This window comes from Vibrio sp. ABG19 (assembly GCF_029962385.1).
Classification (GTDB): Bacteria; Pseudomonadota; Gammaproteobacteria; order Enterobacterales; family Vibrionaceae; genus Vibrio; species Vibrio ostreae.
The window spans coordinates 1,469,946-1,486,820 of sequence record NZ_CP071708.1; the positions used below are offsets into that span (position 1 = coordinate 1,469,946).

Genomic DNA, 16,875 nt, shown 5'->3' on the forward strand with positions numbered 1-16,875 from the left:
TTTCGCGCCGTGTTTCAAACACGGGGCAAGAAATCGAATCTGCCTATAACTGTTAGCCACAGGCCGGGTTTGCACAATTAGACTTTAGGATGAATGCCGACTTTTTATTGGAAAAATAGAGAGTTAAATAGTTTTTTGCGAGCTGGGTCAGGCTGTGTGGTACGCCGTGGACCGGCTGTAGTCAGGACGGAGAGGTGAAGGTGGGCAAATCGCCCTTGGTCAGACGTACAAACACCAGCGCAGCGGCGATGGCGTCCTGCAGCGCGTCATGTTTGTCCTGCAGCGGCAGATCAAGATGGCGGCAGATGGCATCCAGGCTGAGATCAAAATAGGCATTGGGCAGGTGGCGTTCCAGTTTGTCATGGTAGATCTGGCTGACTTCAATCAGGTCGTTAGGCAGCGGAAAGCCGAAATGCTTGCGGCAGGCAATATCGAGAATCGTCTTATCATAGCGAATGTGATAGCCGACCAGAGGATGGTTGCCGATAAACTCAATCAGGCGGCTCAGCGCCTCTTTTTCGCTCAGGCCGTCGGCCAGATCCTGATGGCGCATACGATGGATGCGTACTGAACCGGAATCGAGCGACTGCGGGGCGCGCAGCCGTACTTCAAACGGCTGGCTGGTAAGAATACGGTTATCAATAATTTTGGTCGCCGCTATGGTGACCAGTTCGGCGCGTTTGGGATCCAGGCTGGTGGTTTCGCAGTCGAGCGACACAAACACCTGACTCTCAGGCTTGGTAAACAGTGCCTGATAAGGGGAGCCTTGCAGTCTGTGATGCCAGTAGCGGCGCGTTAGCCAGTTCATCGTTACCTGCCGGTCAGTCGCGAATCTGATAGTGGTAGCCGAGCCACTGTTTGAATTTCTTCACCACATGCAGGCTGTGGCGCAGCAGATCGCGTTCCGCACGGTCGAGCTGTTTCAAATCCAGAGTGTTGGCATTGTGCTGGTTACTCAGTTGCTGGGCGAGGCGCAGTTTGAAAAACTGTTTCAGTGCTTCACTGAGGTTATCGCCGGTCTCCTGTTCCAGCACTTTACGCTCGACCAGGGCTTCAATACGACGGAAGGTATTGTTGACATCGAGCTTGTATTCCAGACTCAGCGCCCGGATGCCGTGCACAATCGGAAAGATGCCGCCTTGTTTGATATCCAGGCCGGATTTGGCGCTTTTGACATTGCCAAACAAGGTGAGCGGTACGGAAAAACTCAGCGCAGGACGGGTAAATTCGGTCAGAATCAGCTCCTGATCGGCCATCAGATCTCTCAGATGCTGCTGCACCGGTTCAAGTAACTGTTTATTGCCGGCCACGGCATGCGCATCGGCCATGATGGCGATGTCCATCACCTGCTCAGGCCGGGCGGCTCTGACCCAGCTGCTCAGAGTCTGTTTCCAGGCACTTTGTGATTTGACCCACTTCGGATTGTTGACCATCACTTTGCCGGGGCAGAGCGGATAACCGAGTTGCAGCAGGGTATGGGTCAGAGTCTGCATGATACTGTCGCACTGATGCCATTGCAGGCCATCTTTAATGACCAGCGCATTATCCTGATCGGTTTTCAGGATCTGCTCACCGCGCCCCTCAGAGCCGAGTACCAGCAGACAGACATGATCGTGCAGCGCTGGTGGCACCACCAGTTCAAACGCTTTTTCAATGATTTGCTCGTTGACCGCCGAAATCAGTTCCATCACAAAGCGGGTGCGTACGCCACGGCGACTGAGGCTTTCCACCAACTGGCGCTGTTTATTTGAGGCCAGTGCCAGCTCTTCGATGCTGGTCGCGCGCGCAATTGCCAGGGTCAGGACATGGGAATGGGTCGAAAAGGTACTCAGGATCTGAATCATATCCAGGATACCGACCGCCTGATTGCCTTCACATACCATCAGGCGTTTCACCTTGTGGCGGGTCATCATCACCATGGCGTTGAACAGGAACTCGCCCTGATCGACATGCAGCACCGGAAACGTTGCGATGTCACCGACCGGCGCATCGATCGCGATATCATCCAGCATCACTGCATGCAGCATATTGGTCCGGGTGACGATGGCATACGGATGTTCACGGCTCTCTGTCAGACGCGGGTCGTCGTCTGAGAGCCTGACCAGTGCCGCATCGACGCCGCTCTCTTTCATCTGCCGGGTGACGTGCTGCAGCGGCTGCTCCGGACTGAGCAGCATCGGCGGGGTGAAAATAGAGCGGTCGACCTGAGTAAGAATGAACTCGGCGATATTTTGCTGTTGCTGCGCAGCTTCAATCAGCTCCTGTCGCTTGGCCAGATTGTTATCAAAGTAGGCCGCGAATTCGCCGTTGTTGTTATACAGCTCGAGAAAGACCGGCTGCGGCAGCAGGTAACTCAGGGTATCTTCCAGGGCGATGTAATGGTGCTTGCTCTGGCCCTCAAACAGTGAACGCACATCGAACATGTCGTCGTTGGCGTAGTGGGCGTAAACCTCGCTGCCGTCTGCCGAGCGCTCTTCCACCGTGCCTTTGATCAGCACAAACAGCTGTGAACACGCCTGGCCGCTATGCAGTATGGTCTCGCGTTCACGATAGTAGGCCACGTCGAGCGAAGCGCGCAGATGTTTTTGCTGGCTTTCGCTCAGACGATCGAACGGTGGCGAGTGCATGTTAAATTTATCCGGCATGGCGGCTATCCTGGGAATGTTCTCAGTTTAAGTGTGACCAATTTCTTTCGCCTCTCCAGACGACTTTGGTCTAATGGCCGCGGTTCCTGGCAGGCGGGTCACAGTAAAACAAGCGCTATTTTGCAGAAAAGAGGAAACAGTGCGTTGAGTAAACAGCACTTTTTCCGCTCCGGTTGGCGCTGCATAATAACCGGGCTGTCAGGCTGGATTGCCTGAGCAGTGGTTCGGGCTCGTCACACTTGCTGTGCTGGCGATGCACGCGGTTGATTTTTGTTGTTAGGACACATCATGTTTAACCCTTCTCCTTTTGGCTGGGTAGCTCAGTACTTCAGCGGCTTCTTTTTTGCGTACGGGGTCTACCTGCCGTTCTGGTCAGTGTGGTTTAAAGAGCAGGGCGTCTCAGCCACCGACATCGGTTTACTGGTCGGGATCGGTCTGGTGACGCGCTGTGTCGCCAATCTGCTGATTACCCGGGTTGTACACCGGGTCGAACATCTTCTGCCGGCGCTGCGCTGGCTCAGTTTTGCCCTGCTGCTGTTTATTCTCTTCCACCTGTTTGCCGGGGGGAACTTCTGGATGCTGGCGCTGGCAACGGTCCTGGTCAACTTGTGTCTCGGGCCGATCATTCCGCTCTCCGATGCCACTGCCAACCACTATGCCAAACTTAATCTGCTCGATTACGGCAGTGCCCGCTTGTGGGGCTCGGCCGCTTTTGTGGCCGGTACGGTCGCCGTTGGCCAGTTAGTCGCGCGCTACGGCGCCGTGATGATCGTCTACACCGCGATGTTTGGCGCCCTGGTGTGTCTGCTGCTCAGTCTGCGTCATCCACGCCACAAGCCGGTCACAGAAGTGGACGATCACGGCGTACGTCCGAAGCTGCTGCAGGTGCTGCGCGAATGGCCGGTGGTTAAGTTTCTTGCCCTGACCGCGCTGATTCAGGGCAGTCATGCCGCTTATTACGCCTTTAGTGCGGTGTACTGGAAGCAGGCGGGGTACTCGGAAGATATCACCAGTTACTTATGGGGCTTGGCGGTGGTGGCCGAGCTGGTTGTGTTCGCATTCAGTAAGCGTCTGTTTGCCGGCTGGAGCCTGCGCCTGCTATTTACCGTTGCAGCGGTGGGGGTAATGTTGCGCTGGGGAATAGTGGCGTCAACCACGTCGCTTGCTCTGCTGGTGCTGGTGCAACTGCTGCATGGCGTCACTTTTGCTACCGCCCATCTGGCGGCCGTGCAGTATATCCAGCGCGCGCCGACCACCAAGATTGTCTCCTTGCAGGCGCTGTATAACGCGGTGGCACTGGGTGCGTTTACCGCGCTGATGACCATGGTGAGCGGCTGGGTGTATGACTCGGCCGGAGCCGGCACCATGTTCTGGATGATGGCGGTGATGGGGCTGCTGGCACTGCTGATTAAAGTCGAGGCGCCGCAGTCGTCACTCAAAACTCGTGTGGCGTGAAGCCATAGTTAGGGTTAACGGCAGAAAGCGGAGTCTGATGCACAGATTTCATGCAGCGTGATTGAGCTGATCCGTTATCCTTTGTTTAATAAAAGCCTTGCCGGAGCGCAGGGCTTTTTTGTGGCTGGATTGCGAAAACAAGGATAACAAATGCAAGGATGGTTGGTGATACCGGTATCGCTTATGTACCTCGGGGTTTTGTTTCTGATTGCCTGGTACGGTGATCGGCAGACAAACTGGCTGGCCAAATGGCGGCCGTGGATCTACAGCCTGTCGATAGCGGTCTATTGTTCGTCCTGGACCTTTTACGGTACGGTCGGTCAGGCCAGTGCCAATCCCTGGTCGTTCCTGCCTATTTATATTGCGCCGATCCTGGTGTTTGCCTTTGGCTGGCGCATTCTGGCCCGCCTGATCCTTATCGCCAAGCGTGAGCACATTACCTCAATTGCCGATTTTATCGGTGCCCGTTATGGTAAATCACAGGGCCTGGCGGTGTTGGTCACCCTGATTGCGGTGGCCGGGATTCTGCCCTATATCGCGTTGCAGTTGCGCGGGATCACCATGGGGCTCAATATTGTCGCGCCCGATCTGCGCACCGAATTTGGTTACCAGGACATCAATGTCTCCTGGTTTGTGGTCCTGGCGCTGGCGTTGTTTACCATGTTGTTCGGTACCCGCCATATCGATAACACTGAACATCACCGCGGCATGATGATGGCGATAGCGTTTGAGTCGATCGTTAAGCTGGTCGCGTTTCTGGTGGTCGGGCTGTTCATCGTGTTTCTGGCGCTGCGCAGTGACAGCATAAACCTGCTCGAAACCGCGCGCAGTACTTATCAGTCACCGAACTGGCCGACGCTGCTGGTGCACACGCTGCTGACCATGATGGCAATCATCTGTCTGCCGCGTCAGTTCCATACCATGGTGGTGGAGAATGAGCGCGCCCAGGATCTGCATACCGCGCGCTGGCTGTTTCCGCTTTATCTGATCCTGATGGGGATTTTTGTGCTGCCGATTGCCTGGATTGGCCAGAGCATGCTGAGTGGTACCTCGGCCGATACCTTTGTCATCAGTTTACCGATGTCGGTCGGGGCGGAAGACATTGCTCTGCTGGCGTTTCTCGGCGGCACCTCGGCCGCTTCCGGCATGGTCATCGTCTCGACCATCGCGCTCGCGATTATGGTCTCCAACGATCTGGTGATGCCGCTGCTGCTGCGCCGTATGCGCCTGGCGCAGCGTAATCATCGCCATTTCTCCGGCCTGCTGGTGGTGATCCGACGCAGCCTGATCTTCGTGCTGCTGATGGGCGCATGGGGATTCTATCTGGCACTGGATGCGATTCCGTCCCTGTCGGCGATAGGTTTTCTCTCTTTTTCTGCCATTACCCAGTTCGCGCCGGCGCTGATCGGCGGCATGTACTGGCGTGAAGGCAATCGTAAAGGGGTGTATGTCGGTCTGGCAGTCGGTTTTACCCTGTGGCTGGTGACCCTGATGACTGCCACGAATATGTTGGCCGGTGATGAGCAGAGTAACGTGCTGCTGTGGTTGATTACTCCGCCTGAGGTTATTGCCAGTCTCGGTCTGAAAAGTGCTGACTGGGGTATGTTGCTCAGTGTCAGTGTCAATGCGCTATGTTATGTGCTGGTCTCAATGGTGACCCGCTGCAGCCTGAGTGAACGTTTGCAGTCGGCGGCGTTTGTTGGTACACCGCTGCCGGAAAACGAGAATATGAGCCTGTATCAGAGCCGGGTAACGGTGGCCGAGCTGGAAATGCTGGCTTCACGCTTTGTTGGGCGCTCGCGGGTGCGCAGTGCGTTCAGTCAGTATTGGAGTCAGCAGCGTGAAACCCTGATGCCTAATCAGCAGGCTCCGTCCACTCTGATTCGTCACACCGAGCGGGTGCTGGCCGGGGTATTCGGCGCGTCGTCGGCCAAGCTGGTGCTGACCTCGGCGCTGCAGGGGCGCAATATGCAGCTGGAAGAGGTCGCGACGATTGTTGATGAAGCCTCCGAGCTGTACGACTTTAGTCGCGGCCTGTTGCAGGGCGCGATTGAGCATATCGGGCAGGGCATTGCGGTGGTGGATAAACAACTGCGCCTGGTAGCCTGGAACCAGCGTTATCTTGAGTTGTTCGATTTTCCGCTCGGCCTGATTCAGGTCGGGAGACCGATTGCCGATGTGATTCGCCATAATGCCGAGCAAGGCTTATGTGGTCCGGGTGACCCGGAAGATCATGTGCGGCGCCGGGTGTATCACCTCGAACAGGGCACCCGACACACTTCATCGCGGGTTCGTCCTGACGGGCGGGTGATTGAAGTGCAGGGTAACCCGATGCCGGGCGGTGGGTTTGTGATGAGCTTTACCGACATCACGGTATTCCGCGATGCCGAGCAGGCATTGAAAGAAGCTAACGAAACTCTGGAAGAGCGCGTGCTGGATCGCACCCGTGAGCTGGAAAAACTCAACCAGCAACTGGTCTCGGCAACCCAGCGTTCAGAGCTCGAGTCACGTTCTAAGTCCCGCTTCCTGGCCGCGGTCAGCCACGATCTGATGCAACCGCTTAATGCGGCGCGTCTGTTTGCCTCTTCTCTGGCGGAAGTGGCTAAAGATGATGAGGCCCGTCGCCTATCCCACCATATCGAAAGTGCGCTCAGTGCGGCGGAAGATTTGATTGGTGACCTGCTCGATATCTCGCGCCTTGAGTCCGGCAAGCTGGAAATTCATCCGCAAAGTTTTGCCATTAAAGATGTGCTGGCTAATCTCAATGCCGAATTTAGTGCACTGGCGCGTCAGCAGGGCGTTACCTTCGCTATGGTGCCGTCTTCTTTATACGTCCGCTCAGATCCGAAACTGCTGCGCCGCGTGGTGCAGAACTTCCTTACCAACGCGTTTCGCTATAACCCGCATGGCAAAGTGCTGCTCGGGGTACGTAATTTGGGTGACCAGGTGCGAATCGATGTGTGGGATAACGGTATTGGTATCGAAGAGGATAAACAGCAGGAGATTTTTGAAGAGTTCAACCGTGGCGGGCAGGTGCGCTCCGAGCAGGGGCTGGGATTGGGGCTGGCGATTTCGAAAGGCATTGCCCATGTGCTGGGGCATGAAATTTCGATGCGCTCCTGGCCAGGGCGGGGCAGTGTCTTTTCCATTACGCTCGATAAAGCCGTACCGGTCGATCCGGTGGCACCGGTTAGCGCCGCGCCGCAGAGTGTGCCTGAGCTGCTCTCATTGCGGGTGCTGTGTGTCGATAATGAGGAAGACATTCTGGTCGGGATGCGTGACCTGCTGGAACGCTGGGGCTGTGAAGTGCGCACTGCCACCGATCTGGTGACCAGCCTGCGCGCGCTGGATAATCACTGGGTGCCGGATGTGGTGCTGTCGGACTACCGGCTCGATCAGGGCCGGACCGGGCTGGAAGTGTTGCAGCAGTGTCGCCTGCGTCTCGGTGACTGCTTTGAGGGTATCGTGATCAGTGCTGACCGCAGCGAAGATATTCTTGACGGGATTAAATCCAACGGCTTTGGCTTCATCGCCAAACCGGTCAAGCCACTTAAACTGCGCGCGCTGCTCAATCGGGTGGCATGAGCACGCAATGATTTCGTTACTAAACGTCAATAAAAAACGCCCTCACAAGAGGGCGTTTGAGCTTTTGGGTTGCCATGATCCTTTTGCTGCTTTAGCTGGCAAGCAGGGTCAATGGCCAGCCGATATCGGTCTGGCGGTTAGCCTCCAGTTCCAGTTCGGCATACGTCAGCGGGTTGGCCTGCAGCCACGCATTGCTGATACTCAGGGTCAGTTTGTCGCCTTCTGCACTGAGGGCAAACTCCGGCTCCAGCGCCGGGTTACGGCGATGGCTGAGGATGACCGCGAGACGGAACAGGCGCAGCACCCGTTTACTGCTACTGCTCGACAATGCATGTTGCTCCGGCAGTGAAGTCAGTTGCTCACGGTAACGGCGTGCCAGCTCCCCCAGGTAGTGTTTCTGGGCACGGGTAAAACCGGGCAAATCAAGATGCTGTAGCAGATAGGCACTGTGCTCGCCGCCTTTTTTAAAGTCGATCGACAAACCGATTTCGTGTAACTGGGCGACACTGCGCAGCAGCATCTCGGCCTGCGGTTCACCGACCCACTCATCGCCGCCGCACTGCGCAAGCAGTTTACTGGCCAGAGTGGCGACCTGGTCGGCATAAGTTTCATCCAGCTGGTAACGGCTCTGTACACTGGCGATGGTGCGGGCTCGGATATCATCCTGGCGCAGGCCAGCGACCATTTCATACACCAGCCCTTCACGCAGCGCACCACCGGCCAGGGTCATCGCTTCAATATTAAGTGATTCAAACACCGCGATCAGAATCGACAAACCGCTTGGGAATACCAGGGCACGTTCCAGAGTCAGGCCTTCGATTTCCAGTTCTTCGAGATGGTCCGACAGCATGGCCTGCTTTTGCAGCCGCTTCAGTTTGGCTAAAGTGATGACTTCATCCATCCCCTGTGCCAGCATGATTTCCTGCAGTGCCTGCACAGTACCGCTGGCACCGACGCACACATCCCAGCCCAGAGCGGTATACTGCTCCAGGATTGGCTCCAGCATCTGCTTGGCCGCGTGGATGGCGTTATTGAAATTGGTGCTGTTGAGCTGGCGATCTTTAAAGTGCCGCTCCAGCCAGGTTACACAGCCCATTTTCAAACTGGTCAGTGCCTTTGCCTCAAACCCTTCACCGATAATCAGCTCTGTGCTGGCGCCGCCGATATCAACGACCAGCCGACGTCCCATGCCTCCGGAGGTATGGGCGACACCTTTATAGATGGTCGCCGCTTCTTCCTCACCCGAAATGACTTCAATCGGATGGCCGAGAATGGTATTGGCTCTGGCAAGAAACGCATCCACATTGGTCGCGGTACGCAGAGTCGCGGTACCGACGATACGGATATTCTCATCAGGAATATCCTGCAGACGTTCGGCAAACAGGCTCAGGCAATCCCAGCCACGTTGCATCGCTTCTTGGCTCAGCGCATTGTGCTCGTCCAGACCAGCTGCCAGGCGAACTTTACGCTTGATTTTGGCCATGGTCTGAACGCTGCCCTCAATGTGGCGCACAATCAGCATGTGAAAGCTGTTCGACCCGAGGTCGATAGCCGCATACAGCGGTGAAGAGACGGCTTGACTCATAGACGGCTTACGAATCCTTTTTCTGGTTCTGGTTCTGGCGGTTGCGCGGCGGACGCGAACGGCGCTGCGATTTACCACGGTTGTTATTGTTGCCTGAGCGAGAGCCACCAGTGTTGGTACGACGCTGCTGAGTAGAACGCATGGTCAGCGGTTTTGGCAGATCAGTCAGCAGAGCTGAAGGATCGTATTCGGAAACCGGGATAGTGTGTTCGATGTACTCTTCGATACCCGGCAGGTTAATCGCGTACTCTTCACAGGCAAAGCTGAGTGAGTTACCGCTTTCGCCAGCGCGACCAGTACGGCCGATACGGTGTACGTAGTCTTCGCTGTCATCCGGCAGATCGTAGTTAAACACGTGGGTTACCTGCGGAATATGCAGACCACGGGCAGCCACGTCGGTAGCAACCAGTATATCCACTTCACCTTTGGTGAACTGCGCCAGAATACGCTCACGTTTTTTCTGTGGTACGTCGCCGGTCAGCAGACCAACACGGTGCCCGTCGGCAGCCAGGTGGCCCCAGATCTGTTCACAGCGGTGTTTGGTGTTGGCGAAAATGATGGCGCGATCCGGCCACTCTTCCTCGATAAGTGTCTGCAGCAGCGACATTTTGTGCTCATTCGACGGGTAGAACAGCTCTTCTTTAATGCGGTGTCCGGTTTTCTGGGTAGGTTCCACCACCACGTGTTCCGGATTGTGCATGTGTTCGAAGGCCAGCTCCTGCACACGGTACGACAGTGTTGCAGAGAACAGCATGTTGAGACGGTCTTTGGCTTCCGGCATGCGACGGAACAAGAAACGGATGTCTTTAATAAAGCCGAGATCGAACATACGGTCAGCTTCATCTAGCACGACAGCCTGAATCGCGTTCAGGTTAAACACGCGCTGTTTGTAGAAATCGATGATACGGCCGGTGGTGCCGATCAGAATGTCCACACCTTCCTGCAGTTTACCCAACTGCTTATCATAGCTTTCGCCGCCGTAGGCCAAACCGGCCTTAATACCGGTACTTTCGACCAGTGACTCGGCATCGTTGTAAATCTGAATCGCCAGTTCACGCGTTGGCGCCATGATAATGGCACGCGGCTGCGTTGGCTGACGACCTTCAACAGGTGGTGTTTTCAGCAAATGGTGGAATGTAGCAGTAAGAAACGCGAGCGTTTTACCAGTGCCCGTTTGGGCCTGGCCTGCGATGTCTTGGCCGGCGAGCAGTACCGGCAACGCCGAAGCTTGGATCGGGGTGCAGTATTCAAACCCTTTTTTTTCCAATCCTTCAATGACTTGCGGATGTAAACCGAAGTCGGCGAACTTGTGCTCTGTGATATGCGTCTTTTTCATAGGTATAGAATATCAGCTTAGGCTTGCAATACGGAAGTAAATACATTCCAATAGAGCATCTATTTACTGGTTAGTATGCAACCAGTTCAGAAAAACACACTGGAGTGGAAGATGAGTGATAAAATTGTGCAGCTTTCTGACGATAGTTTTGAAGCAGATGTGATCAAAGCTGCAGGCCCTGTTCTTGTTGATTTTTGGGCAGAATGGTGTGGTCCTTGTAAGATGATTGCGCCTATTCTTGATGAAATCGCTGAAGAGTACGAAGGCAAACTCACTATCGGCAAACTGAACATTGACCACAACGCTGGTACACCACCTAAGTTCGGTATTCGTGGCATTCCAACGCTTCTGCTGTTCAAAGACGGCAGCGTTGCAGCAACTAAAGTTGGTGCGCTATCTAAGACTCAGCTGAAAGAATTCTTGGACGCCAACCTGTAAAAACACGCCCCAAACCGTACATAGCAATATGTGCGGTTTTGTTTTTGGTAAAAAACATTTTCTAGACTAGGCTAATATTTAGTGCTAGTTTATCGCACGTTAATTAAACAAATGTTCACTTCTTGGTCAATCCTGAGACCAAATCCATCTTAACTTAAAAACAGATCCTATTTTGACTAAACAAGTATCCACCACAATGAATCTAACAGAATTGAAGAACAGACCTGTGTCTGATCTTGTGAAACTTGGTGAGAGTCTGGGCCTTGAAAACCTGGCGCGCCTGAGAAAACAAGACATCATTTTCGCCATCCTAAAAGCGCATGCGAAAAGTGGTGAAGATATTTTTGGTGACGGGGTCTTGGAAATTCTTCAAGACGGTTTTGGTTTCTTACGCAGTGCAGACAGCTCATATCTGGCCGGTCCTGACGACATTTATGTGTCACCAAGCCAGATTCGTCGTTTCAACTTGCGTACCGGTGACTCAATAGCTGGCAAAATCCGTCCGCCAAAAGAAGGCGAGCGTTACTTTGCACTGTTGAAAGTGAACACAGTTAACGACGACAAACCGGATAATGCCCGTAACAAGATCCTGTTCGAAAACTTAACGCCGCTGCACGCCAACGAACGTATGGTGATGGAGCGTGGTAACGGTTCGACTGAAGACATCACCGCACGCGTACTCGATTTGGCAGCGCCGATTGGTAAAGGTCAGCGTGGCCTGATCGTTGCTCCGCCGAAAGCGGGTAAAACCATGCTGCTGCAAAACATCGCGCAGAGCATTGCCAGCAACCACCCTGAGTGTGTGCTGATGGTACTGCTGATTGACGAACGTCCGGAAGAAGTGACCGAGATGCAGCGTCTGGTTAAAGGTGAAGTGATTGCTTCGACTTTTGATGAACCAGCTTCTCGTCACGTACAAGTGGCAGAAATGGTGATTGAAAAAGCCAAGCGTCTGGTTGAACATAAGAAAGACGTCGTTATCCTGCTTGACTCTATCACTCGTCTGGCGCGTGCCTACAACACCGTGGTACCTTCATCAGGTAAGGTGCTGACTGGTGGTGTGGATGCCAACGCACTGCACCGTCCGAAGCGTTTCTTTGGCGCGGCCCGTAATGTTGAAGAGGGCGGCAGCCTGACTATCATCGCGACTGCGCTGGTGGATACGGGTTCGAAGATGGATGAGGTGATCTACGAAGAGTTCAAGGGTACAGGTAACATGGAACTGCATCTGAATCGTAAGATTGCAGAAAAACGTGTTTTCCCTGCTATCGACTTCAATCGTTCAGGTACCCGTCGTGAAGAGTTGCTGACCAAAACCGATGAGCTGCAGAAGATGTGGATCCTACGTAAGATTGTGCACCCGATGGGTGAAACCGACGCAATGGAGTTCCTCATCGACAAACTGGCGATGACCAAGACCAACGATGAGTTCTTTGACGCCATGCGTCGTCAATAACAATCAACAGGTTAAAAAAACACCACCCAATGGGTGGTGTTTTTGTTTGCATTCTGGCCAGTAAGCATCGACAATGGCTGAAATGTTAACAGGAGGTTAATATGCAACAAGGAATGTTGTGCACACTTCTCCTTACTTTTTCACTCAGTATGATGCCCGCCCGGGCGGTGGAAATTTCCCCGCAGCAGCGTGAGCAGTTATTGCAAGACAGCCAGCTGCAACAGAAAGTAGCGGAACTGGTCGAAATGGCGGTGAAGGATGATGTCGATGCGCTGAATTTTGCTCTGCAACGGCTGGCCCTGCCGCAACAGGAAGCGGTGCGTTATCTGCTGTTGCAGCATCTCGATCAGAGCCAACTGGTATTGACACCGTATATGGTCAATTTTATCGAATCGCAGCGTCAGGCGGTTCCGGTCTATCAGACCATGGAGAAAGGAGAGGGCTACGAGTTTTCGGTTCCGGCGTTTGATTACCAGAGCATTGCGAACCGGTTAATCAAGCAGTGGAATCAGGATCAGCGTGTGCTGGATTTGGTGTTTAAAGCCGAGCGCTATGAACTCAACCTGCAGCAGTGGCTATCCGGGCATGAACACCTGGTTCAGGCCAGAGAAGCGCTGCTGATCCGTGAGCTCGGCAATTTGTCTCCGCCTGCGGTCAAAGCGCTGACAGAGCAGCTGACTCAGGCCCCGGTGACCAGTTGGTTACCCACTTCCTCTTTGATGGTGCGTCTGGCACAGGTCAGTGAAGATCCCCAGGTTTACAAACTGTTATGGCTGATGCGCGCCGACTTCTATATTGAGCAGGAGCTGGATCGCCTCGCCCGTCTGGCCCGTCAGGGTGACGAATTTGCCATTGGGCAACTGATGGTGGCGGAGGGTAATCCACGTCTGAAATCCCAGGCTTTGCAGGATCTGGCGCGTCTCAATCCGATGAGTGATGAAGTGAAAGCTTTTCTGGTGTCGCGTCTCGGCCGTGCCGACGATGCGCCGATAGTGGCACAGGCATTGGCCGAGCAGGGGTATCAATCGTGGCTCAACGATCTTCTGGTCAATAACCGTGAGGTCAAACGACACGCTATCTTACAGGTTCTTTCTCAGTGATGTTTTCGGTTTTCCGGGCACACCTGTGCAGACAAAGGCGTTGTTTATAACGATTCTATACAGCAAAAGGGGGAGCGTAACTCCCTCTTTTTGTTATACTGCCTGCAGATTAACCAGCCATCAGAAGCCCTATGAGTTTTAAGGATTTACGCGAATTTCTCGACCATCTTGAGCAGCATGGTCAGCTAAAACGCATTACTCACCCGATTGACCCTCATTATGAAATGACAGAGATCAGCGATCGCACGCTGCGCGCAGGCGGTCCGGCTCTGTTGTTTGAAAATCCGATTGGTTCCGATATCCCGGTGCTGACGAATTTGTTTGGTACGCCGGAGCGGGTCGCGATTGGGATGGGACGCAGTCATGCCAAAGAGCTGCGTGAAGTAGGTAAACTACTCGCTTATCTTAAAGAGCCAGAGCCGCCACGTGGCTTTAAAGACGCACTGGATAAACTGCCGGTGTTCAAACAGGTCCTCAATATGCCGGCCAAGCGTCTGCGTCAGGCGGCTTGCCAGCAGATAGTCTGGCAGGGCGATGAGGTGGACCTGGATAAGATTCCGGTCATGAGCTGCTGGGCTGATGATGTCGCCCCGTTGCTGACCTGGGGCCTGACTGTGACCCGCGGACCAAACAAAAAGCGCCAGAATCTCGGTATTTATCGTCAGCAAAAAATTGCTAAGAACAAAATCATCATGCGCTGGCTGGCTCACCGTGGCGGTGCACTGGATTTGCGTGACTGGATGGAAACCAACCCGGGTGAACCTTTCCCGGTTTCGGTCGCTTTCGGAGCGGATCCGGCCACTATTCTCGGCGCGGTCACACCGGTGCCGGACACCTTATCCGAATATGCGTTTGCAGGTTTGCTGCGCGGCAGTAAAACGGAAGTCGTCAAGTCAATCAGCAATGATTTGGAAGTACCGGCCAGCGCTGAAATTGTGCTGGAAGGTTACATTGACCCGAATGAGTTTGCCGATGAAGGTCCGTATGGCGATCACACCGGTTATTACAATGAGGTCGAGCGGCACCGCGTGTTTACGGTCACCCATGTGACCATGCGGCAAAAGCCGATTTATCACAGTACCTACACTGGACGTCCGCCGGATGAACCTGCGGTATTAGGGGTCGCACTCAACGAAGTATTTGTCCCGATTCTGCAAAAGCAGTTCCCGGAAATTGAGGATTTCTACCTGCCACCGGAAGGATGCTCCTACCGTATGGCGGTGGTGACCATGAAGAAGCAGTATCCGGGTCATGCCAAACGGGTGATGATGGGGGTATGGTCTTTCCTGCGTCAGTTTATGTACACCAAATATGTGATTGTGTGCGATGAGGCGGTCAATGCCCGTGACTGGAGCGAAGTGATTGCGGCCATGACCACCCATATGGATCCGGTGCGCGATACTCTGATGATTGAGCATACGCCGATTGATTCACTCGATTTCGCCTCACCTGTGGTCGGACTGGGTTCGAAAATGGGGCTGGATGCTACGATTAAGTGGGATGCGGAACTGGCGATGTCAGCGCCAGTGAGCACTGCAGAGAAAAGTGACATTCCGGCTGAGGCAATGCAGGCATTTAAACAGCAGCATCCACAAATCATCGATATTCATCTTCCAGCCTCAGCGGATAATCGTTTTGTGCTGGTCTCTATGTATAAAGAGATGGCGGGGCAGTCCAGAGCCGTATTAGATGCGTTGCAAACTTTCGTTGCTGATTATGTTGATGCCAAGTTTGTTGTGCTGTGTGATGAAGACGTCAATATCCATGACTGGCATGACATTATCTGGGCTATTACTACCCGGATGGATCCGGCGCGTGATACGTTACGGATTCCGGCCTGCGACCAGCAGAGTTCGAAACTGTGCCTGGATACCACCAACAAATATCCCGGAGAGGTTGAACGTGAGTGGGGGACGCCGATTAAAAAGGATCCTAAACTAGTAGCAAAAATCGACCAAATCTGGGACAAATTAGATATCCTATGACCTACACTGTACGTTTGCTTCCGAGTAATATTCAGTTTGAGGTAGAAAAAGGCCAGACGGTGTTGGATGCTGCGCTCAACCAGCATGTTTCATTTCCGCACCGTTGCCAGGTAGGAGCCTGTGCAGCCTGCCTGTGCCGTAAAGTAGAAGGTGAGGTGAGTTACCACCTGGAGCCTATGCTCACAGAGAGGGAGCAAGCCGAAGGATGGGTATTTCCCTGTCAGGCCTTCGCTGAAAGTCATTTAGTACTTACTTTCGAGGAGTAGGTAAGAAGGAAGCTCATGACCATTAAATGTAAAGTAAAGTCTATCCAGCCATTAGCCAGCAACACTTTCCAGATCTTGCTGCACCCGGAAGCACCGGTTGCGTTTAAAGCTGGCCAGTATCTGATGGTAGTAATGGGCGAGAAAGACAAGCGCCCGTTTTCGATTGCCAGTAGCCCGTGTCGCCACGAAGGTGAACTGGAACTGCACATCGGTGCGGCAGAACATAATGCTTACGCGCAGGATGTGGTGAACGCGATGCGTCAGGCGCTGGAAGAAAATGGTGACATCACGATTGATGCACCGCACGGTGATGCCTGGGTAAAAGAAGACAGCGAACGTCCGCTGTTGCTGGTCGCCGGCGGTACCGGCTTTAGCTATGTGCGTTCTATTCTTGATCATTGTGTGGCCCAGAAGAAGACCAATCCTATCTATCTGTACTGGGGTGGCCGTGATGCGAACCAGCTGTATGCTAAAGATGAACTGACTCAAATTGCCGCTCAATATGACAATGTGCATTTTATTCCGGTAGTGGAACAAGCAGAAGCTAACTGGCAGGGCAAAGTGGGTAATGTGCTTCAGGCCATCAGTCAGGATTTCGAATCACTTGCTGATTACGATATCTATATCGCCGGTCGATTTGAGATGGCGGGCGCGGCAAGAGAGATGTTTACTCAGAACAAACAGGCGCTGAGTGAACGTATGTTTGCGGATGCGTACGCATTTATCTAACTGTGACTACAGCGCAGATAAAGAAAAGAGGGCTAAAATGCCCTCTTTTTCATCATTTCGATGCTTTATTCAGCGAATGGCCGTTTTTTTAAAGTTTTTTGCAAAAAGCCCTTGCGCCATTTTAAAACCTCCCTATAATGCCGCCTCACTGACACGGCAGACGCCGCAAGGCTTCAGCGCTGGTCAGTGAGGTGAAAAGCTTCTGAGAAATAAATTTGAAAAAGTGTTTGACTCTTCAAATTAACTCGCTAGAATGCACCTCCGCTCTGAGAAGAAAGTTTCGAAAGGCAACGCT

General features: G+C 53.6%; 12 protein-coding genes. 8 read left to right on the forward strand and 4 right to left on the reverse strand.

Annotated elements, in window-relative coordinates:
• Positions 1-181: 181 nt before the first annotated feature.
• Together J0X00_RS13000 and J0X00_RS13005 are read right to left on the reverse strand one after the other, a co-directional pair.
• Positions 182-808 carry a 3'-5' exonuclease gene (locus tag J0X00_RS13000; protein ID WP_136487157.1) on the reverse strand — a complete coding sequence of 209 codons (627 nt, stop codon included), beginning with the start codon at positions 806-808 and terminating at the stop codon, positions 182-184.
• Positions 809-821: 13 nt separating this feature from the next.
• On the reverse strand, positions 822-2,645 hold the full coding sequence (locus tag J0X00_RS13005; protein ID WP_282478227.1) for a DUF294 nucleotidyltransferase-like domain-containing protein: 1,824 nt from the start codon (positions 2,643-2,645) through the stop codon (positions 822-824).
• Positions 2,646-2,933: 288 nt separating this feature from the next.
• Here J0X00_RS13005 and J0X00_RS13010 point away from each other — a divergent pair, with 288 nt between their 5' ends.
• Together J0X00_RS13010 and J0X00_RS13015 are read left to right on the forward strand one after the other, a co-directional pair.
• Positions 2,934-4,100, forward strand: a complete 1,167-nt coding sequence (locus J0X00_RS13010; protein WP_136487155.1) for a 3-phenylpropionate MFS transporter — start codon at positions 2,934-2,936, stop codon at positions 4,098-4,100.
• Positions 4,101-4,250: 150 nt separating this feature from the next.
• Positions 4,251-7,685 (forward strand): PAS domain-containing hybrid sensor histidine kinase/response regulator, encoded by a 3,435-nt coding sequence (locus J0X00_RS13015; RefSeq protein WP_282478228.1) that lies wholly within the window; start codon positions 4,251-4,253, stop codon positions 7,683-7,685.
• 91 nt (positions 7,686-7,776) lie between these two features.
• On the opposite strand, the gene gppA is transcribed toward J0X00_RS13015, so the two are convergent.
• Positions 7,777-9,270 carry a guanosine-5'-triphosphate,3'-diphosphate diphosphatase gene (gppA, locus tag J0X00_RS13020; protein WP_136487153.1) on the reverse strand — a complete coding sequence of 498 codons (1,494 nt, stop codon included), beginning with the start codon at positions 9,268-9,270 and terminating at the stop codon, positions 7,777-7,779.
• Positions 9,271-9,277: 7 nt separating this feature from the next.
• On the reverse strand, positions 9,278-10,606 hold the full coding sequence (gene rhlB, locus J0X00_RS13025; protein WP_282478229.1) for an ATP-dependent RNA helicase RhlB: 1,329 nt from the start codon (positions 10,604-10,606) through the stop codon (positions 9,278-9,280).
• Positions 10,607-10,717: 111 nt separating this feature from the next.
• Here rhlB and trxA point away from each other — a divergent pair, with 111 nt between their 5' ends.
• The 6 genes from trxA (at position 10,718) to fre (ending at position 16,580) form a co-directional block, all read left to right on the forward strand.
• Positions 10,718-11,044, forward strand: a complete 327-nt coding sequence (trxA, locus tag J0X00_RS13030; protein ID WP_136487151.1) for a thioredoxin TrxA — start codon at positions 10,718-10,720, stop codon at positions 11,042-11,044.
• A gap of 196 nt (positions 11,045-11,240) precedes the next feature.
• A complete protein-coding gene (gene rho, locus J0X00_RS13035) occupies positions 11,241-12,500 on the forward strand; it encodes a transcription termination factor Rho (protein ID WP_136487150.1) in 1,260 nt (419 codons plus the stop codon).
• 101 nt (positions 12,501-12,601) lie between these two features.
• Positions 12,602-13,600: a hypothetical protein gene (locus J0X00_RS13040; protein ID WP_218562449.1), complete on the forward strand. Its 999-nt coding sequence runs from the start codon at positions 12,602-12,604 to the stop codon at positions 13,598-13,600.
• 131 nt (positions 13,601-13,731) lie between these two features.
• The gene (gene ubiD, locus J0X00_RS13045) at positions 13,732-15,585 is read left to right on the forward strand and encodes a 4-hydroxy-3-polyprenylbenzoate decarboxylase (RefSeq protein ID WP_282478230.1); all 1,854 of its coding nucleotides are present in this window, start codon (positions 13,732-13,734) and stop codon (positions 15,583-15,585) included.
• The gene (locus J0X00_RS13050) at positions 15,582-15,851 is read left to right on the forward strand and encodes a 2Fe-2S iron-sulfur cluster-binding protein (RefSeq protein WP_136487147.1); all 270 of its coding nucleotides are present in this window, start codon (positions 15,582-15,584) and stop codon (positions 15,849-15,851) included. The genes ubiD and J0X00_RS13050 overlap by 4 nt, the downstream gene beginning before the upstream one ends.
• 15 nt (positions 15,852-15,866) lie before the next feature.
• Positions 15,867-16,580, forward strand: a complete 714-nt coding sequence (gene fre / locus J0X00_RS13055; RefSeq protein ID WP_136487146.1) for an NAD(P)H-flavin reductase — start codon at positions 15,867-15,869, stop codon at positions 16,578-16,580.
• The last annotated feature ends 295 nt before the right edge of the window (positions 16,581-16,875 follow it).